Here is a 21832-nt window from a genome sequence, read left to right on the forward strand (position 1 = left end):
AGTAACGCCTTCTGCAACCTGACTGAAAAACTATAGCCAGGAACGGTAAGGTTTTAAGCAAGAGTCACATCCGAGAATGATTATGCAATTATTATTCAATTCAAAGAAGAAATCAGTTAACCCTAAACGCCGGAAGCCTGGAAAAGGCTTGCTCCGTACTGTTTTCGGTATTTCGCTCCTAATGACAGTGCTGCTCGTTCGGCAGATTGCGGTTGGAGGATTGCTACCAGAGATTAAGAAAGTCTGGAGTAAGATAAAAGAAGAACCTATAGTAGAAAACAATAAGTCAAAAATGTTTGCTGTGCCGGGCACTTCGCCTGGTGGGGTAACAGGAAGTGTATTGTGGTTGCGTGCAGATGATGCTAGCAGTAATAATGCCTCCTGGAAAGACTTTACAGGAAATGGTTTGGAAGCAACTCAAACAGTAGCAGCCAATAAACCTACTTTAGTTGATGATGGAATTAACTTTAACTATGCTTATACATTCAGTGACAAAAGTTTAATGACGATTCCTAATTCCACTATTGCTGGTAAATTTCCTTTTGCAAATAAGCCACGTACATTGATTGCCGTTGGAACGTCCAATTCACAAACTCTGTCCGGAGGACATGGGATGATGTTTAGTTATGGTTCTACTGTGAGTAATGGACTGGGTACTTTTATTGGGCAGATTGTAGGTAATGGTGTTGCAGGATTTGGTGCTTATAATGGTGGAACATTCAATGCTATATCTCCGGCAGGTAAAATTATTCAGGGTGTGCCCCGCATCTTAGGTGGGCGTTATACCACAGGCCTTGATGTAATTTTGGATTTAGATGGAACACAAACTGCTATTAGTACAGGATCTACCTGGAATACGGATGGTACCCAGGATGCTTTTGTAGGCCGTGGTTCTATCGGTGGTAGTGCGGCTTACTGGAATGGAAAAACAGGTGAAATTATTCTGTATGACCGAGCTTTAAATGCTACTGAACTGCAAAAAGTATATTCCTATCTGGGAATAAAATATGGTATTACTGTTTATCAGGGAACTCAAAACTACCTGGCATCCAATGGCTCTGTGTGCTGGCCGGCAGATGCAACTTATAAGAATCGCATAACAGGTATCGGCAGAGATGATTTGCAGGCGTTAAGCACGAAGCAATCTTTGAATGCAGATGCAGGTGAAATAACACTTTCACTGGGTAATGTAATCGCTGCTTCAAATGCTCAGAATACCGGCAACTTTCCAAATGATGCATCATTCTTTGTAATAGCAGATAATGGGCTGGAGAGTACGTATTCTGCTTCCGTAACCAGCACGAAAGCTACCTATCGTACAAAGCGTGTATGGAAGGTGAATAAAACCAATTGGGTTGATCAGCCAATTACCCTGAAAGCAGATCTTCCTGGAAATAATGTATACCTCCTCATTAGCACTAATCCTACCTTCGCTACTATTAATCAGGAGATTTTATTAAACCCGGATAAAACTGTTACCCTTAATTCAAGTCTCATTCCTAACGGAGCTTATTTTGCTTTTGCAACATTCGCTAAATATCCTGGTGGTATACCTGGCGCCTTATTGTGGTTAAGACCAGATATAGGAACTTCCAGTACTGTAAATAATTCGCCTGTTAGTTCCTGGTTGGATTATGCCTATAATCAGAATAATGCAACACAGGCAACCGCTTCCCTACAACCATTATATGTAGATAACCCAACTGATAACGTAAACTATAACCCACTGGTGAAGTTTGATGGGGTGGATGATTACCTGAATTTGAATATTAACCGCCTGCCACTAGGAGTAACGCCAAAGACTTTTATCGGTACAGGATATGTGAATACAGGAGGGAATACTAATAAATATATTCTTGCTTACGGTGGCAGCACTACAAATACAGGAATGGGCCTTGGATGCGTATCTACTTCCAATATAGGAGCTTTTGTGGGATATAATGATTACCTGGGAACAACCACCAATCCATTTTGGCAGAATGGTAAGTTTAATGATCTTACTGCTGTTTGGGCTGGGAATAGTGCTTCTATTTTTAGTAAGAGTCTGTTGCTTAATAATGGAACGAAGACCTACAATACAGCTACTGGTGGCGCCATGATTGGTAATGCGCCCTGGGGAGCAAACCAGGCGTGGAATGGCCCGATTGGAGATGTGATGGTGTATGGTACTAATCTTACACCTGCAGACCAGGCACGTATAAATACCTATCTGGCTATCAAGTATGGATATACGATTGATCAGTCTACTGGCCGGGATTATATAGCTACTGATGGCACAACTAAAGTATGGACTGCAACGGTTAATACAGTCTATAATAAAAATATCACCGGTATTGGTAGGGATGATCTGGAAGATTTGATGCAAAAGCAATCCCGAAGTATTAATCCAGGCTTACATCCTATCGTCGGGTTAGGTAATATTGCAGCTTCCAATAAGGCAAATTCCAATTCTTTTACATCTGATATGTCGTATCTGGTTTGGGGAGATAATGGCGCTGCTAATACGTTTTCTATGGCTGTGACAGGCAGGCCAGATGTATCGCATAGAATGGCCAGATTATGGAAGGTACAGAATACCGGCAATGTAGGAACTGTGCAGATTGCCATTCCTAAAGATTCGCTACCTAACGTATTTACTAAGGTATTCCTGGCTAAGAGTTCCAGTGCGATCATTGATGGCTCTTCCGAATTTATTCCTTTAACGGAAGCTAATATCAATGGTGTTGACTGTTATGTAACCACCACCACATTAACCGATGGTCAGTTCTTTACATACGCTGCCATGGCTTCTTTGCCTGGCGGGGTAGCTGGGAATGCGCTTTGGGTAAGAGGAGACATTGGTCTGCAAGTGAATGGCTCCAATCAGGTACAGCAATGGTTCGACCAAAGTGGTAGCGGCAATACTGCTACAGAACTCAGAGCTTCCATTACTAACAGTAATAACCCAATTGCTCCTTCCGCTGATATTATACAAACGCAAAATGGCATCAACTTCAACCCTGTTGCTCAATTCTCAGGTGCTACTAACAAATCACTGAAAGGTAATGCCGCTGTTACCTGGAGTAATAGTGAACCACTGGCAATGTTCTTTGTGGCATTTCCTAAAGGTGTACCACAAACAGGAATGGGCCTTGCTGGTGTATTTACTACCAGTAATTTAAGTGGCGCTCCGGCAGGAGCAGGTAGAGGAGTGGTTGTCAACGGAACTGCAAAGGCATTTTCATTGGATGGAAATGGTTGTACGCCTGCCTCAACTACTTCGCCTATAGATGTAGTGCCAACAGTAGGTAGAGGGGTTTATGTTTCTTCTACTACTGGACTGGGTGGATCTACCTGGTTAAATGGTAAGCTGGAAGCTACTGGTACTGGTTGTGCAACCGGTAGTGATGGTAGCTTCTTTGAAGTGGCTGGTCGTACTGTTGATACCTACAAAGGCCGTATTTTTAATGGTCTGATAGCTGAAGTAATCGTTTATAAATCAGCGTTAACTCCTGTACAAGCACAACAAATTGAATCTTATCTCGCTATTAAGTATGGTGTAACCCTCAATCAGGCTACAGCTCAGGACTACCTGGCGGCTGATGGAACTACCAAAGTTTGGGATGCTACTACAAATAGCACTTATAAAAATAATATTTTCGGTATTGGCCGTGATGATATAGAAAAGCTTAACCAGAAACAATCAAGAAGTGTTAATGATGCTGCTATCCTCACTGTTGGTCTGGGTACTCTCGCTACTACAAACGCTACGAATACAAATAACTTCAGTAGTGATAAAAGCTATTTAATGATGGGTGCCAACAGTACTGCAAAAACAGTACAGGGAACCAACATACCTGCTAATTCATGTATCACTGAAAGACTTACGCAGCAATGGAAAGCACAGCTAACTAACTTTAACGCAGCTACGCAACCTTTACGCCTGCAATTCGACCTGACCGGAATTTCAGCCTCCGGCACCTCGCTAAGCGACTTTATTTTACTGATAGATCAGGATGGTGATGGTAACTTCGGTACCGGTACTATCACTCAAATACCAGCAACTGATTTTGCTAACGGAGTAGTAGGCTTCGATAATGTAGATGCGCTGGCTAATGGGGTAGTATTTACACTCGCTACGCGTTACCCTTCACGTACTGCAAGTCTCGTTCCGGCAGGACAGGTGAAAACCGCCGCCAATATTTGTATCGATGGTGACTGGGTATATTTCAGACATCCGGATGATATCACTAAGTATATCGCTGCAATAAAACTCAACGGAAATACAATTGATCTGTCTAAATTGTCTGCGGTTATCGATGCAAATCAAACCCCAGCCAATATTGGAAAGAATGTAGGTACAGATTATGGTACTCAACTGGTAAACAGATTTGTACAGATTACTTACACAGGTGCTGCTCTAACTACCAACGGAGGTGTAACGGTGCGTATCTTCCAGAACCCTGCAGAAAAAACTGCTGCAGAAAATTACCTCTCAGGTACAAGAGCTGTTACTCGTCCACAGACTTACAATTGGTTCCAATATAACGGAGCTATTAATAGCATCATTTCAACCGATTTAGATGCCACAGGGTTGAAAAATAAAACTATACTTACTCCAGCGGCCTCCGGGCAAATAGATGGGGTTGAGTATGTCGACTTCTCTGGCATCCAACAGTTAGGCATTTTGGGTGGTGAAGTTACCAGTGATGTTATTTATACAGATCTCGCCATTACAAAAACTGATGGCCAGACTACCTATGCACCAGGTGCAGATGTAGTATATACTGTTACAGTAAACAACCTGTCTGCTAATGCCGTTACTGGCGCCACTATCCTGGATCAGTTACCTGTGGGTATTAGTGCTGCTAATATGAGCTGGAGTGTAACAGCTGTTACAGGTGGTGCCATTGTTCCCGCAAATTCCGGCACCGGCGCTCTTTCGCAACAGGCCGATATTCCTGGAGGTGCCTCTATTACTTATGAAGTAACCATAAAAGTTCCTTCTTCCTATACCGGAAACTTGGTAAATACTGCTACGGTTACTGCTCCGGCAGCAACCTATGCAGATACCAATCCAGCTAATAATTCTGCAACCGATACCGATACCTGGGCACCTCAGGTAAATCTTCATATCACAAAATCAGCAACTCCTGATCCGGCATTAGCAGGTAGGGAAGTGCAGTATACCATTACTGTTACAAATGCCGGTAAAAGTGATGTTACAGGTGCTACTATCACAGATAACCTGCCAGCGGGCCTCAGTACCACCAGCTGGACCGCCACAGCTACCGGTACTAATGCTTCGGTAACTCCGGTGTCTGGTACTGGAAATGTGAGCGCAACGGCTAATATTCCTGGTGGTAATAGCGGTACTATTACTATTGTGGTAAAAGGATTATTGAGTCCTGATTATACTGGTGCTACATTGGATAATACTGCTAATGTAGCCTCTCCGGTAGGTATCACCGATACTGATCCTACAGATAATGTGAGTAGCATCAGTACAACAGTGCAAAAGAAAACAGACCTGATCATCACCAAAATAAATGCTACCAATGCTACAATTGCCGGTAGTCCTATTACTTATCGTATTACTGTCGGTAATAATGGTCCTGCCACGGCAACGGGTGTACGAATTCAGGATGTGGTGCCTGCAGAAGTTATCGTGAGCAGCGTTGTTCCTGCGGCAGCTGGTACTGCTACGCTTGGTACTGATAATACAAGCGGCAGCAATATAGATGTAACGGCAACTATTCCACCGGGTCCCCTCAATTATGTAACCATTGAAGTGAATGGTACAATTGATCCCGCTTTTGCAGGTACGTTAACTAACACTGCAACTGCTACTGCGGCAGGTGGTGATCCTGTTTCTGCTACTAGAAATACAGTAATCAGCAGAAAGCCGGCACTTACAATAGTTAAAAATGCTCCTGCATCCATAGTGAGCGGAGCGGAAATTACTTATGTCATCACCGTTGAAAACAATGGTCTGAGTGATGCGCTTAATGCAAATGTCTTCGACCAGGTGCCGGCAAACATTAGCAATGTAAGCTGGACCACCGCTGTAACAGGTAATGCAAAAGTAAATGGATCTACGAGTGGCACCGGAAATGCAGTTGATGTTCATGCAGATATTCCTGCAGGAACTGGCAACAGGTTAACTATTACCATAAAAGGTACAGTGTCTCCTGCCGCTACCGGAACGATAGATAATATTGCATCTCTGACACCGTCAGAAGCTAATATTGCGTTGTTGAATGTTATTGCTTCAACTACAGTTAATAAGATACCTCAACTCTCTATAAATAAAAGTGGCCCCACATCAATTGCAGCTGGTGAAAATATCCTTTATACCATTCATGTTGCCAATCAGGGTACCGCTAATGCAGATAACATCAGTATAACTGATAACCTGCCCGTTGGAATTTCAAATAGCAGCTGGACAGCCACTGCTAACGGTAACGCTTCGGTTACTGCTGGTTCCGGCGGTACTGGTGCTGCAATTTCAGTAAATGGAAATATTCCTGCAGGTAGTAATAATTATATTACAATTACGGTGACAGGTAAAGTGAATCCTGCATTCGTAGGAAGTTCTATAAACAATTCTGCCACTGTAAATTCTACTGAAGCAGGAAAAAGTTGGAGCAGCGATGTAACCACAATGATAAACAAGGTTGCCGCAGTAAGTATTATAAAATCCGGACCTGCAGATAAAAATGCCGGACAGGAAATTGAATACAAACTGCAAGTTACCAATGCTGGTCCAAGTACTTCAATTGGTACAACTATCACGGATATAGTTCCTGCCAGCATTGAGAATGTAACATGGACAACCTCTGCTTCCGGTGGCGCATCAGTTACTGCTAATGGTACAGGTTCAGGCAATTCATTAAATATTACTGCAGATATACCTGTTGCTGGTGTAGTGAATGTATTGATTAAGGGTAATGTTAAGGGAGATGCAGTAAATGTGGGATCTTATCTCACAGTCAACAACACCGCTAGTGTAGCCGTTGCCCCTGGTATTACGGATCCTGACCTTAGCGATAACTTTAGTACACGCACAACCTTAATTAGTAATGTCGCTGAATTGATAGTTTCAAAATCAGGCCCGGAGCGTGTAAACATCGGCGACCCTATCACTTACGTGATAGAGGTAACCAACACAGGTACAGGAGCTGTTTCTAATGCGCAAATAAATGACGTAATACCATCAGAAGTAAATGTAACCAATTGGGCCGCCTCCCCAGCTAACGGTGCTATAATGACCGGCGCAATATCTGGTACTACTTCTCCTGTAAATCTTTTTGCCTCTTTCCCTGGAAATCAGAACAGTAAGGTTACTATCATTGTAAATGGTACTGTAAATAATACCGCCAATACCTCCTTTACAAATAAAGTAGTGGTTGATGCAGGCGGCAATAATAAGTTCAGTGAGGTTACTACAACAGTTAATAAATCAACTGATCTGAAAATTCAAAAAATAGGTCCTTCTTCTATTGCAGCCGGGGAGGATATTACCTATACGCTTACGGTTACAAATGCAGGGCCGTTGGATGCCCCGGATTGCAGTATTTCCGACATATTGCCTGCCGATTTGCAGAATGTGACCTGGACCGCCATAGCCAATGGTACTTCTACCATTTCCAGTACCAGTGGCAGTGGGTCTCTTAATCTCACTGGTGATATTATGGTTGGTGACGCCAATACAATTACTATTACTGTAAAAGGAAAAGTAAAGGCCAATACTACTAATTCCTCGATGGTTAATTTAAGTAGTGTATTAACACCTGGGTATATCAATGATTATAACCCTAATAATAATACCAGCAATGTTATAACCAGTATTATACAAAAACCGGGTGTAAGAATTGTGAAAAGCGGTTCTGCTACTGCTATAGCTGGTACTGGTATTAGTTATGTCCTGGATGTATATAATGATGGTCCGAGTGATGTAAGTAATCTAAATATTACAGATGTATTGCCTGCAGATATTATCAATCCTAAATGGACAGCTACCACAGTTGGTACGGCAACAATCAATTCAGGATCTAGCGGCACTACTGGTAGTGTTTTAGTTACTGGTAGCATTGCTGCTGGTTCGGGTAATAAGATCATTATTATGGTTACCGGAACTGTAAATCCTGCTTTTGAAGGCACTCTCAATAATGTGGCTACAGCGCTTGCACTGCCAGTAATTGCTACACCGGTTTCCTCCAATGCTATATCAACAATCGTATCACGTATTACTGATATTGCTGTTGCTAAATCGGCCAATAAAACTGTTGTTAATGCGGGTGAAGCATTGGGCTATACCGTAACCGTAACTAATATTGGACCGGCTACGCTGAAAAGTGGTGAAGAATTGTCTCTCATCGAAACTTTGCCTGTCGGATTGAACTCAGTCATCTTTACAGCAACAGGTGGTACCTATGATCGCACTGCCAATACCTTCAAACTAACAAGTGATATGGCTGCTGGTGCTACTGTTCAACTGAAAATAGATGGAACTGTAGTCGCAAACTATAATGGCACAAGTATTACCAACCATGTGGAAGTTGGGGCTCCAACCGGTGTAACGGATTCAGACCCTACCAATAATACGGCAGATGCTGTAGCATCTACCAGGTTGGAAGCCGATCTGGAAGTCATTAAGGTGGCTGATAAAACAACAGTAACGGCAGGAGATCCGATAACCTATACAATCACAGTAATCAACAATGGGCCAGGAGCCTTTAATAGTGGTGATATCATCAAAATAACAGAAATACTTCCTGCTGCATTGGAAAATGTAACATACAATCCAACAGGCGGTACTTATGATAAAACAAATAATTCATTTACCCTGACAGGTAATTTTATTTCAGGTAATACTATTCAGCTTGAAGTAAGCGGTACTGTGGCTGCAGATTTCACAGGCACAAATATCTCAAACTCTGTAACTGTGGCTTCTCAAGGGGTTGTTACCGATCCGGTACCTGAAAACAACACCAGTACGGCGTCTGTAACCGTAGTAAGAAAAGCTGACCTGGCAGTGGCCAAGACAGTTGACAAAACCGCTGCTAAAGCCGGTGAAGCGATTAACTACACTGTTACTATTACAAATAAAGGAGTAAGTACCATTAAGAGTGGGGAGGTGATCAAAATTACAGAAACCCTTCCTGCTGAAATGTTGGTAAGCAGTTATGACCCTACCGGAGGTTCCTATGATGCTAATTCCGGTGCGTTTACACTTACCAGCGATCTGCCGGCAAATGGTGTGGTCAAATTATTAATTAAAGGAAATGTAGATCCTGCAACCCTCAGTACTACTATGGCGAATACGGTAGTAGTGGCTGTTCCTTCTGGTATCACGGATACAGACCTTTCCAATAATACTGCAACTAGTTCAACAACTACCATTAGTCGCGTCAGCGATCTGGCAGTAACCAAGACTGTTGATAAAACAACTGCTGTTGCAGGTGATCAGATTACCTACACTGTAACTGTTCAGAATAAAGGTATCAGTACCCTGAAGAGCGGTGAAATAATTGGTCTTACTGAAACACTTCCTGCAGCACTGATCGTAGGTAGTTATACTCCAACCGGAGGTACTTATGATGCAACAGCTAATACCTTCACGCTTGCTGCTGATTTGGCAACTAACGGAGTAGTTACGTTGGTAATTAAGGGTAATATAGATCCTGCAACTACAAGTAGCAGCATGACGAATACTGTATCAGTAACTACTCCATCCGGTGTAACTGATTCAGATGTATCTAATAATACAGCAACTTCTCAGGCAACGACTATATCACGTGAAAGTGATCTGGCAGTTAGCAAAACTGTGAATAAAACAAGTGTGGTAGCGGGTGAAGCAATTAGCTATACTGTTACCATCCAGAACAAAGGAACCAGTACCCTGAAGAGTGGGGAAGTAATTGGAATCACAGAAACACTGCCTGCTGAATTAGTAGTAGGTAGTTATACTGAAACTGGTGGTACTTACGATGCCACTGCAAAAACATTTACACTTAACAGTAACCTGGCTAAAAACGGTACTGTATCGTTAGTGATCAATGGTATTGTAAATGCAGCTACTACAAGTACTTCCATGATAAACAATGTGGCAGTAACAACACCAGCTGGTGTAACAGATACCGATCTGTCTAACAACACAGCTACCAGCCCAACTACGACCATTCGTCGTGAAAGTGACCTGGAGGTGATTAAAGCTGTAGATAAAACAACAGCTGTGGCAGGAGAGGCAATTACCTATACCATTACAATTACTAACAACGGAACCTCCACTCTTAGAAGTGGTGAGGTGATTGGTATAACAGAAACACTACCGGCAGAATTAGTTGTAGGTAGTTATATTCCTACAGGTGGTACTTATGATGCCAGTGCCAAAACGTTTACACTTACAAGTGATCTGGCCAAAACCGGTACTGTAACTTTAGTAATTACAGGAAAAGTAGATCCGGCAACCACCAGCACTTCCATGATTAATAATGTGGTGGTAACAGCACCTACTGGTGTAACAGATATTGATCTGACCAATAACACTGCTTCCAGCGATGCTACTACTATCAGCAGAGCAAGTGATCTGGCAGTAACTAAAACCGTAGATAAAACCAGCGCAATAGCCGGTGAAGCACTAACTTATACAGTTACCATAACAAACAAAGGTCTGACTACCTTGAAAACCGGAGAAGTGATCGGTGTTACAGAAACGTTGCCATCACAACTGGTAGTAAGTAGTTATACTGCAACTGGTGGCGACTATGATGCTACTGCTGGTACCTTCACACTGACTGGTGATTTTGAAAAAGATGCAACAGTTACTTTGGTGATCAATGGAACCGTAAATGCTACTACAACCAGCACCAGCATGCAGAATACAGTATCAGTAGCTATGCCAGCCGGTATAACTGAAACAGATGCTACTAATAATACAGCAACAAGTGCTGCTACTACCATCAGCAGATCAGCAGATCTTGAAGTAACCAAAACGGTTGATAAAACCAGTGCGGCTGCCGGAGATGCGATCAACTATACCATTACGATTACCAATAAAGGAATAAGTAGCCTGAGAAATGGCGAAGTGATTGGCATCACAGAAACATTGCCTGCTCAGTTGATAGTTGGAAGCTATGCAGCAACTGGCGGTACTTACGATGCAACAGCTGGTACGTTTACATTAACCAGTGATCTTGCGAAAGATGCAGCTGTAACTTTAGAGATTAAAGGAACCATTGATCCTGCAACCACGAGCACTAGCATGGTGAATAGTGTAGCAGTAACAGCACCAACCGGTGTAACTGATGCCAATTCAGCCAATAATTCTGCTACCAGCCCAACTACCACTATCAGTCGCAAAATCGATCTGTCTGTCAGCAAAACAGTAAGCAAAGCAAGTGCCGTAGCCGGTGAGGCAATCAGCTATACTGTTACCATAGAAAACAAAGGTATCAGTACTCTGAAGAGCGGAGAAGTGATTGGAATCACAGAAACACTGCCAGCAGAATTGGTTGTAAGTAGCTATACTGCAACTGGTGGCACTTATGATGCTACCGCAGGAACATTTACGCTGACCAGCAATCTGGCTAAAAACGGTACCGTATCATTAGTGATCAATGGTACAGTGAATGCGGCTACTACAAGTACTTCCATGGTAAATAACGTGGCAGTAGCGACACCAGCTGGTATAACAGATACCGATCCGTCTAACAACACAGCTACCAGTCCAACTACCACCATCCGTCGTGAAAGTGATCTGGAGGTAACGAAGGCTGTTAATAAAACAACAGCGGTAGCCGGAGAGGCAATTAGCTATACCATTACAATCACTAACAACGGAGCTACAACTCTGAGAAGTGGTGAGGTGATTGGTATAACAGAAACACTGCCGGCAGAATTAATCGTAAGTGGTTATACCGCTACCGGTGGTACTTACGATGCAAGTGCCAAAACGTTTACACTTAACAGTAATCTGGCCCAAACCGGCACTGTAACCTTAGTGATCACCGGAACTGTAGATCCTGCAACTACCAGCACTTCTATGATTAATAAAGTGGAGGCAACAGTACCTACAGGTGTAACAGATAATGATCTCACCAATAATACTGCTTCCAGTGCTGCGACTACAATCAGCAGAGCAAGTGATCTTGCAGTAACTAAAACAGTAGATAAAACCAGCGTAATAGCCGGTGAAGTACTGACTTACACAGTTACTATAACAAATAATGGTCTGACAACGCTGAAGAGTGGTGAAGTAATTGGTATTACCGAAACATTGCCATCAGAACTGGTCGTAAGTGGTTATACCGCCACCGGTGGTGTCTATGATGCTACAGCTGGAACCTTCACGCTGAGCAGCAACCTGGTAAAAGACGCAGCCGTTACTTTGGTGATCAACGGAACAGTAAGTGCAACTACTACCAGCACCAGTATGCAGAATACGGTGGCAGTGACTTTGCCAACCGGTATAACTGAAACAGATGCAACTAATAATACTGCAACAAGTGCAGCGACTACCATTAGCAGATCAGCAGATCTTGAAGTAACCAAAACGGTTGATAAAACCACTGCGGTTGCCGGAGATGCGATCAACTATACCATTACTATTACCAATAAAGGCCTAAGTAGCCTGAGAAATGGTGAGGTAATTGGTATTACAGAAACTCTGCCTGCTCAGTTGATCGTTGGAAGCTATGCAGCAACTGGCGGTACTTACGATGCAACAGCAGGTACGTTTACATTAACCAGTGATCTGGCAAAAGATGCAGCTGTAACTTTAGAGATTAAAGGAACCATTGATCCTGCAACTACGAGCACTAGTATGGTGAATAGCGTAGCAGTAACAGCACCTACAGGTGTAACTGATGCCAATTCAGCAAATAATACAGCAACCAGTCCAACAACGACTATAAATCGTGAAAGCGATCTGGCTGTCAGCAAAACAGTAAGTAAATCAAGTGTGGTAGCAGGAGAAGCAATCAGCTATACAGTTACCATAGAAAACAAAGGTAGCAGTACCCTGAGAAGTGGGGAAGTGATTGGAATCACAGAAACACTGCCAGCCGAATTGGTTGTAAGTGGCTATACTGCAACTGGTGGCACTTATGATGCTACCGCAGGAACATTTACGCTGAGCAGCAATCTGGCTAAAAATGGTACCGTATCATTAGTGATCAACGGTACAGTGAATGCGGCTACTACAAGTACTTCCATGGTAAATAACGTGGCGGTAGCAACGCCAGCTGGTATAACAGATACCGATCTGTCTAACAACACAGCTACCAGCCCATCTACCACTATCCGTCGTGAAAGTGATCTGGCGGTAACGAAGGCTGTTAATAAAACAACAGCGGTAGCCGGAGAGGCAATTAGCTATACCATTACAATTACTAACAACGGAGCTACAACTCTGAGAAGTGGTGAGGTGATTGGTATAACAGAAACACTGCCGGCAGAATTAATCGTAAGTGGTTATACCGCTACCGGTGGTACTTACGATGCAAGTGCCAAAACGTTTACACTTAACAGTAATCTGGCCCAAACCGGCACTGTAACCTTAGTGATCACCGGAACTGTAGATCCTGCAACTACCAGCACTTCTATGATTAATAAAGTGGAGGCAACAGTACCTACAGGTGTAACAGATAATGATCTCACCAATAATACTGCTTCCAGTGCTGCGACTACAATCAGCAGAGCAAGTGATCTTGCAGTAACTAAAACAGTAGATAAAACCAGCGTAATAGCCGGTGAAGTACTGACTTACACAGTTACTATAACAAATAATGGTCTGACAACGCTGAAGAGTGGTGAAGTAATTGGTATTACCGAAACATTGCCATCAGAACTGGTAGTAAGTGGTTATACCGCCACCGGTGGTATCTATGATGCTACAGCTGGAACCTTCACGCTGAGCAGCAACCTGGTAAAAGATGCAGCCGTTACTTTGGTGATCAACGGAACAGTAAGTGCAACTACTACCAGTACCAGCATGCAGAATACGGTAGCAGTGACTTTGCCAACCGGTATAACTGAAACAGATGCAACTAATAACACTGCAACAAGTGCCGCTACTACCATCAGTAGATCAGCAGATCTGGCAGTAACTAAGACAGTTGATAAAACCAGTGCAGCAGCCGGTGATCCAATCAACTATACCATTACTATTACCAATAAAGGCTTAAGCAGCCTGAGAAATGGGGAGGTGATTGGTATTACAGAAACATTGCCAGCAGATCTTTTGGTTGGAAGCTATGTAGCAACTGGTGGCACCTATGATGCCACAGCAGGTACGTTTACCCTAAGCAGTGACCTGGCGAAAGATGCAGCCGTTACTTTAGTAATCAAAGGAACAGTTGATCCGTCTACCGTTAATACCAACATGGTAAACAAAGTAGTTGTTGCAATGCCTGCAGGTATTACAGAAACAGACCTTTCTAATAACACTGCCAGCAGTGGTATTACCAGTATTCGCAGAGATATTGATTTGTCTGTAACTAAAACAGCAGACAAATCAGCTGTGAAAGCTGGGGAAGCTGTAAACTATACAATTACAATTCAAAATAAAGGTATCAGTACCCTGAAAAGTGGTGAAGTACTGGGTATTACTGAAACCCTTCCAGCAGGATTTATAGCCAATAGCTATACTGCAACTGGTGGTACCTATGATGCAAATGCAGGAACCTTTACTTTATCCGGCAACCTTGCACAAAATGCATCGGTAACACTGATCGTTCATGGTATTGCTGATCCTGCAACTACCAACACCAATTTGGTGAATAAAGTGACAGTTGCTCCTCCTGTTGGTATTACTGACACTAACCCTGCTGATAACACTGCCAGCAGTGCAGCTACAACAATCAGTCGTGAAACTGATCTGGCAGTAACTAAAACTGTAAGTAAAACCAATGCAATTGTTGGTGATGCACTGAATTATACCATTACAATAACTAATAATGGTATCGGTACTATCAACAGTGGAGAAGTGATCGGTATTACCGAAAATCTACCGACCGGATTTATCAACCCGGCTTACACTGCTACAGGTGGTACCTATAACGCAGCTGCTGGTACATTTACCCTGACAAGTGCACTTGCAGCCGGAGGTATGGCGCAGGTACAAATCAACGGAACAATTGCTGCTAACTTCACAGGAACGAGTCTTACTAATACTGTAAGCATTGCTCCTCCTGCAGGGGTAACAGATCCGGTGACTAACAATAATGATGCAACTGCTGTGACAACAGTTTCACGCAGTACCGACCTTTCTGTCAGCAAAACGGCAGACCAGCCTGAAGTAACAGCAGGAAAGGCTATCAATTATATAATTACAGTTACTAACCATGGCCCGGCAGTATTAAATAATGGGGAGACAATCAACATTGCAGAATCATTGCCAGCGGAATTGACCAATGTAACATTCAATGCACAGGGAGGAACCTACAATGCAGCAACCGGAGCATTCCAGCTTTCTGCACCACTTCCGGTAAATGGTAATGTACAATTGCAGGTGACCGGTATAGTAGATGCAAACTTTACAGGTACGGATATCACAAACACGGTAAGTATTACTTCACCAGTTAATGATCCTGATAATACCAATAATAGTGCTTCTGTTACTACTGGTATTGTTCCGCCGCCAAGCTTTGAAACCTGGAAAACTGTTGTTACAGAATATGGTAAAGGGCAAATCCATGCCGGAGAAAAACTGACATATACCATTTTCGTTCGTAACACCGGTAAGGTAGTTATACCATCAGTAACCATTACTGATCCGGTTCCTGCACATACACGCTATGTCAGCGGAGGTACACTAAGTGGTAATAATGTAAACTTTACCATCAGCAATCTTGCTGCAGGCGCGGTTTCCAGCGTAACCTTCGTAGTACAGGCCGATAATAACCTGACAGGTATTTCAGGTATTTCCAATACAGCCACTGTAAGTGATGGTACTTCCACCAAACCTACTGCAGGTTGTGATCCGGCAGCTCCAGGCTGTAATACAAATACTCCGGGAACCAACATTGCTACGGGTGGCGGTGATCTGGTGGTGACCAAAGAAATTGTAACACCACAGTCTCCATACCGCATGGGCCAAATGATTACCTACCGCATTACGGCTGTCAATAACTGGAACCAGTCATTCAACAATGTAGTAGTGGAAGATCTGCTGCCAGCCGGACTTGATCTGCCAGCTACAATGACCGCAGACAGGGGTACTACCCAAACAACGGCTACAGGTAAAGGTGTATTGTGGAATATCGGTGAACTGAAAGCAGGTGAAACATTACAGTTGATTTTGACCACCCGGATTATTGATGGTGGTGAAATAGAGAACCTGGTGAAAATAACAACCGATGAGCCACAGAATAACCTGACCAATGATACTGCTACAGTAACTATCAGTGTAAATGGAGGTGATCTTTCCTTCCCGAATGTGTTTACACCTAACGGTGATGGTAAAAATGAAAAATTCATAATCGGAGGTCTGGAAAAATATCCTGGTTCTTCCATCTTCATTTACAACAGATGGGGAAGTATGGTGTATCAGTCTAAAGATTACAGGAATGACTGGAATGGTAGTGGTTTAAATGAAGGAACCTACTACTATATCCTGCAAGTGAAAAAACAACAGGATACGAAAGTCTATAAAGGTTGGATACAGATATTACGATAGGTTATCAGGAATCTCCATCAACAGATGGAGATTCCTTGTATTTCTGGTTATGTATTGAAATCATAATACTATGCGCATTAATATAAAAACATATTTCCTGGGCCTTATGCTATTGACTGGTATCAGTACCTATGCACAGCAGAATGTTCAGTTCAGCCAGTATGCGTTTAATGGATTGACAGTGAATCCGGCCTATGCTGGTTACAAGGAAAACTGGTACCTGAACGCAGCCTACAGACACCAGTGGGCCGGCTTCCCGGGAGCGCCACGTACTGGAGGAGTATCGGTGGATGGGTTGACAAATGCCTCAGATAACAGGGTAGGAGTGGGATTACAAATGTTGTTTGATCAAACAGGGCCGCAGCAATCTGGTTCCTTATATGGATCATATGCCTACCGGATCCCCCTGGACGATGAAAATACGCGCCGCCTATGTCTTGGCCTTGGTGGTGGTATTACCCAATATTCCATTGATGGAACAGCAATGGCTTTTGTAGATAATAATGATGAAACCATTCCTACTGGTAAGGTATCTAAATGGGTGCCGGATGCACGTTTTGGAATCTATTACTATACGCCGTCCTTTTATTTAGGTGCTTCCGTGATGGATCTCTTCTCATTGTATACCTCTGCTACCAGGTATTCCTGGAAAGGATATTCTTATGATGTGATCAGAAAAACACAGCATATGTACATCACTGCCGGAACTGTAATCAACCTAAATGAATCTATGAAACTAAAGCCAAGTTTTATGATCAAGGAAGATTTTAAAGGACCTACAAGTTTAGATCTGAATGCATTTCTCCTTCTCAGCGAAAAATTATGGCTGGGAGGATCTTATAGAACTTCAATGAAAGTCTGGAATAAGAAGAATCTGGACCCTCGTTTACAACAGGTAAATGCTGCCAGCGCTATGGCCGAGTTTTATGCAACAGAACAGTTACGGATAGGCTATGCCTATGACCTGAATGTAAATAAGATGGCAGGTTACCAGGGTGGCTCACACGAGATATCAATAGGTTTCCTGTTCCCATCAAAACATTATAGCATTACAAATCCACGCTATTTCTAAAGAGTTATTTATCTAAACATAAAAAAAGACGTCTCATTTGAGACGTCTTTTTTTATGTAAAATTATTTCCAGTATTAAGCTGCTTTCTGCAAAGGTGTTTCCAGCTGCTCGCTCATTGCTTTGGAAGCAATGAATGGCTCAATTACAATCTTCGCCCAAACTATTGTACAAAAAACTGCCTTAACAGCGTAAGGCTCCACGTAAGTTCTGGCAATCCAATAAGGGGTAATCAGATCTGTAGAAGAGAAGGAAGTAAATATTAATGTTAGCCATACCAATATCGTATTTGTACGGTTGGCCGGCTGTGTGAAATACCAGATTGCTACTCCGCTTAATGCAACAATATAGGTAGGAGATTCTCCTTTATGATTAAAGATTACTACCCAGATTAAGGCAGATGCAAGCATTGACAGGTTGAAACGGGAGTCTTTTTTATATGCCAGCCAAAGAAACGGAGCTGCATAAATTGCTGCACCAATTAATACAAATAGTTCTTTATTAATACTCATTCCAAACCAGGTATGCCACCATCCCATAACTGATACACCAAAGGATGCGGAATAATCATTGCCTAACAGGCTACCCCAGCTTTTGTAAAGGAACATAAGCTGATCTGCAGAGATTACAGCCAATGGCATAATACCAATTACCAGCGCCCAGAATGCTGTGTAAAGTGCAGCTTTCCATTTTTCCGGATACAATAGAAATAGAGATAAGGCAACAATTCCGAATATCTTTATATAAATCGTAACTACAAGGAGCAAAGATGCCAGCCAGATTTTTTTGTTCTCCATTGCATGCCAGGCCAATACAAAGAAACCAGCAATAAATACATTGATCTGTGAACTGGTTAATGCAATCATCATTTCTATAGCCAGGAACAACAGCATGAAGGTTTGCTTGTTTTCTTTAACCGGTAGCTTTCTTATTGCCACAATAAATACGATCACATTCATCAGATTCCAGCAGATCAATGCCGGTAAATCCGGTAACCAGTAAAATGCCCCCATCCATAAAGCAAAAGACGGACTGTATTTATATAAATCGTAATACTCGTCCGGATAAAGTGTATAGAGGTCCTGATTATGTATTAAATGAGCAAAGGAATGTTTGAAGATCAGAAAGTTATTGTAACGGGTCCATTTTTCCATGTCCAGGGAAGAAAACCAGGAATGAAAGGAAATTGCTACCGCCATTGTCAGGAACAACAAGTAAAGGTACTTCACAGGAATTCTACTAACAAAGTTGGCGATTTTTTCCCACCTGCCCGTGGTGGTCGTGCTCTGCATCAGTGTTTGGTTATGACAGTTAATAATCAGTTGTAGGCCATTCCTGTAAAATTCATTTCTACAGGGAAACGCAAAACTATATATTTTTCCCAGAAATAATAAAATGCCATCGCCTCTATTTAGTTGTAGATAGCGGCCTCTGCAAGTTCATTGACTGAAATTTAAAAATATATTATACAAATATATAATTTATTAGTTCTCGTTGTATCATAAAAATTATGTGCCGATACCAAGAATAAATCCATATTTTGCATGTCAATATAGTCTTAAGAACCATTAGACGAGCTTTTTCGTACCCCTGTTATTATTTGCGCATCAACCCTCATACTCGTAAGCTCAATAACCACTAAAGCATAAATATTACATCAAGCTATGTTAAAACAGCACCTTACAAGTGTGGCAGCAGCCTTTTTAATGGCCAACCTTGCATTTGTTCCTGCATTTGCACAGGATTCCTACAAAATGCAACCTGTGGCAGTTCAAACCAGATGGGCCAAAGAAGTGTCTCCCACTAATGCATTACCTGAATATCCGCGTCCGCAACTCCAACGTGAAAACTGGCAAAATCTTAATGGCCTTTGGGATTATGCTATCACCCCGGCCTCTGTTACAAATACTCCATCTAAATTCGATGGACAAATACTTGTACCATTTCCTTTAGAGTCGGCACTTTCAGGAGTTAAGAAAACTTTACTTCCCGAGCAACGCTTATGGTATAAACGAAAATTTGACGTCCAAACCACTGCTAAGGAAAAAGTATTACTGCACTTTGGAGCAGTTGACTGGCAAACAGAAGTATATGTAAACGGTCAGAAAGCCGGTGCTCACACTGGCGGATATACTGAATTTTCTTTCGATATCACCAACCTGGTTAAATCCGGTTCCAATACTCTGGTATTAAAGGTCTATGATCCTTCCGATAAGGGCATTGGTCCACATGGTAAACAGGTATTGGCTCCTGCCAATATTTACTATACTCCGAGTTCAGGTATCTGGCAAACTGTATGGATAGAAAAAGTACCGACCAGTTATATTTCAGACCTCTTGCTTACTCCGGATATTGATAACAATACCCTGAATATTACTGTTGATGCTCCTAAAGGTTATACTGTGGAAGCAACAGCCTCACTAGCCGGAACTTCCGCCGGAAGTGTAAAAGGAATTGCAAATACCAAACTGCAATTGCCTGTAAGTAATGTACAACTCTGGTCGCCTGGCCATCCGGCATTATATGATCTAACGGTTAAATTATTAAAAGACGATCAGGTAGTAGATGAAGTAAAGAGCTACTTCGGTATGCGTAAAATTGCTATCTCCAAAGATGAAAAAGGCCAGGAAAGAATATTTCTTAATAATAAACCATATTTCAATCTTGGTACGCTTGATCAGGGTTTCTGGCCTGATGGTTTATACACCGCACCAACCGACGAAGCACTATCGTTCGATATTCGTGCTATCAAAGGTATGGGCTTCAATACAATCCGGAAACACATCAAAGTAGAACCGGCCCGCTGGTACTATTGGGCAGATAAATTAGGTATGTTGGTTTGGCAGGATATGGTTAGCCCTAATCATAATTTGCCTGAAGGTGCCAAAGCAGTGTTTGAACAACAATGCAAGGAAACCATCGCCCAATTGCAAAATCATCCAAGTATTACAACCTGGGTATTATTTAATGAAAAATGGGGGCAATATGATCAGAAAAGATTAACCGAATGGATTAAACATACCGACCCATCCCGGCTCGTAAACGGGCACTCAGGCGAATATCTGTATGTAAACGATAAACTTCGCAGTCCTAGCCCCAATGCATACGTGAGCGCAGATCTGACAGATGTTCACAGCTACCCGAATCCAATGGACGCCATCAAGATTCCTGGTAAAGCAAAAGTATTGGGAGAGTTTGGTGGTATCGGCGTATTTATTCCTGATCACCAATGGAATACCAATAGTGCATGGGGATATATTACCGAAAAGCCTGGTGCTCTTAAAGCGAAGTATACTATCATGAACCAGCATCTTCAGTTATTGGAAAGACAAGGGCTTTCTGGTAGTATCTATACCCAGCCTTTTGATGTGGAAGGAGAACAAAATGGATTACTGACTTACGATCGGGAAATTGTGAAAATTCCATTTGCGGTAATCAGAAAAATCCATGCGCCTCTAAACCCGGATATGGGTCAGATGCCGGATGTTACCGCAGCCGACGCAGATATAACTGATCCTACTGAATCTTACAGCAATCTTCTTCAACAGTATATAGATGGCGAAAGATCTCCTGCATTCTTACGGAAAATGGCTATGACGGCAGTACAGGCCGGTGATAGAGATGCTGCTTCCATGGCCGGACAGGAATATTTTGCCCAGATCAAGGCTCCGTATTCAGATGATGATTTGCGTTATGTTATGCAGGTTACTGGAAGTACTTCAGATACCGGCTTCCAGATCATCCTTTCAAATAAGGAAGCTATTGATAAAGCAATGGGTGCAAGACAATCTACTATCAAAATAATGAATCTGCTTTATCAGGATATGATTGCACCATCTATTCCTGAACAGAATGCAAACCCAGACTGGAATGCTATTTCAACTTCCTTAAAGCCGTATGGTGCTGCTGGGGAAGAAATCTTTTTAAGAGCCAAAACTATCTATCTGCTCAACAAACAGGATAAAGCAAACTTTATTCCTGTAGCCAAGGAATACCTGGCCAAATATGGTCAGTATGCCAGATCAGATGAGCGTAGAAGAATAGAGGCAATTCTTGGAAATTAGTTTCTCGCAAAGGCGCAAAGATTAATATTAAGGTGCAAA

4 protein-coding genes are annotated in these 21832 nt (G+C 42.4%); 3 read left to right on the forward strand and 1 reads right to left on the reverse strand.

Features of this window, described 5'->3' with window-relative positions; genetic code table 11:
• The first annotated feature begins 82 nt into the window (after window positions 1–82).
• A complete protein-coding gene (locus tag DVR12_RS14905; protein WP_158563280.1) occupies window positions 83–16660 on the forward strand; it encodes a DUF7927 domain-containing protein in 16578 nt (5525 codons plus the stop codon).
• A gap of 70 nt (window positions 16661–16730) precedes the next feature.
• Complete coding sequence (locus DVR12_RS14910) at window positions 16731–17732, forward strand: PorP/SprF family type IX secretion system membrane protein (RefSeq protein WP_116976590.1); 1002 nt, start codon at window positions 16731–16733, stop codon at window positions 17730–17732.
• 74 nt (window positions 17733–17806) lie between these two features.
• Here DVR12_RS14910 and DVR12_RS14915 read toward each other — a convergent pair whose 3' ends face one another.
• Window positions 17807–19021 carry a glycosyltransferase family 87 protein gene (locus tag DVR12_RS14915; protein WP_116976591.1) on the reverse strand — a complete coding sequence of 405 codons (1215 nt, stop codon included), beginning with the start codon at window positions 19019–19021 and terminating at the stop codon, window positions 17807–17809.
• A gap of 372 nt (window positions 19022–19393) precedes the next feature.
• Here DVR12_RS14915 and DVR12_RS14920 point away from each other — a divergent pair, with 372 nt between their 5' ends.
• Window positions 19394–21793 (forward strand): glycoside hydrolase family 2 protein, encoded by a 2400-nt coding sequence (locus DVR12_RS14920; RefSeq protein ID WP_233522394.1) that lies wholly within the window; start codon window positions 19394–19396, stop codon window positions 21791–21793.
• Window positions 21794–21832 lie beyond the last annotated feature (39 nt).

The sequence above is a fragment of the Chitinophaga silvatica genome, assembly GCF_003419895.1.
In the GTDB taxonomy this organism is placed as follows: Bacteria; Bacteroidota; Bacteroidia; order Chitinophagales; family Chitinophagaceae; genus Chitinophaga; species Chitinophaga silvatica.

What these genes read in the sequence shown, in the direction of transcription:
- DVR12_RS14910 (WP_116976590.1), top strand. Translation starts at nt 16,731, where the DNA reads ATGCGCATTAATATAAAAACATATTTCCTGGGCCTTATGCTATTGACT.
- DVR12_RS14905 (WP_158563280.1), top strand. Translation starts at nt 83, where the DNA reads ATGCAATTATTATTCAATTCAAAGAAGAAATCAGTTAACCCTAAACGC.
- DVR12_RS14920 (WP_233522394.1), top strand. Translation starts at nt 19,394, where the DNA reads ATGTTAAAACAGCACCTTACAAGTGTGGCAGCAGCCTTTTTAATGGCC.
- DVR12_RS14915 (WP_116976591.1), bottom strand. Translation starts at nt 19,021, where the DNA reads ATGCAGAGCACGACCACCACGGGCAGGTGGGAAAAAATCGCCAACTTT.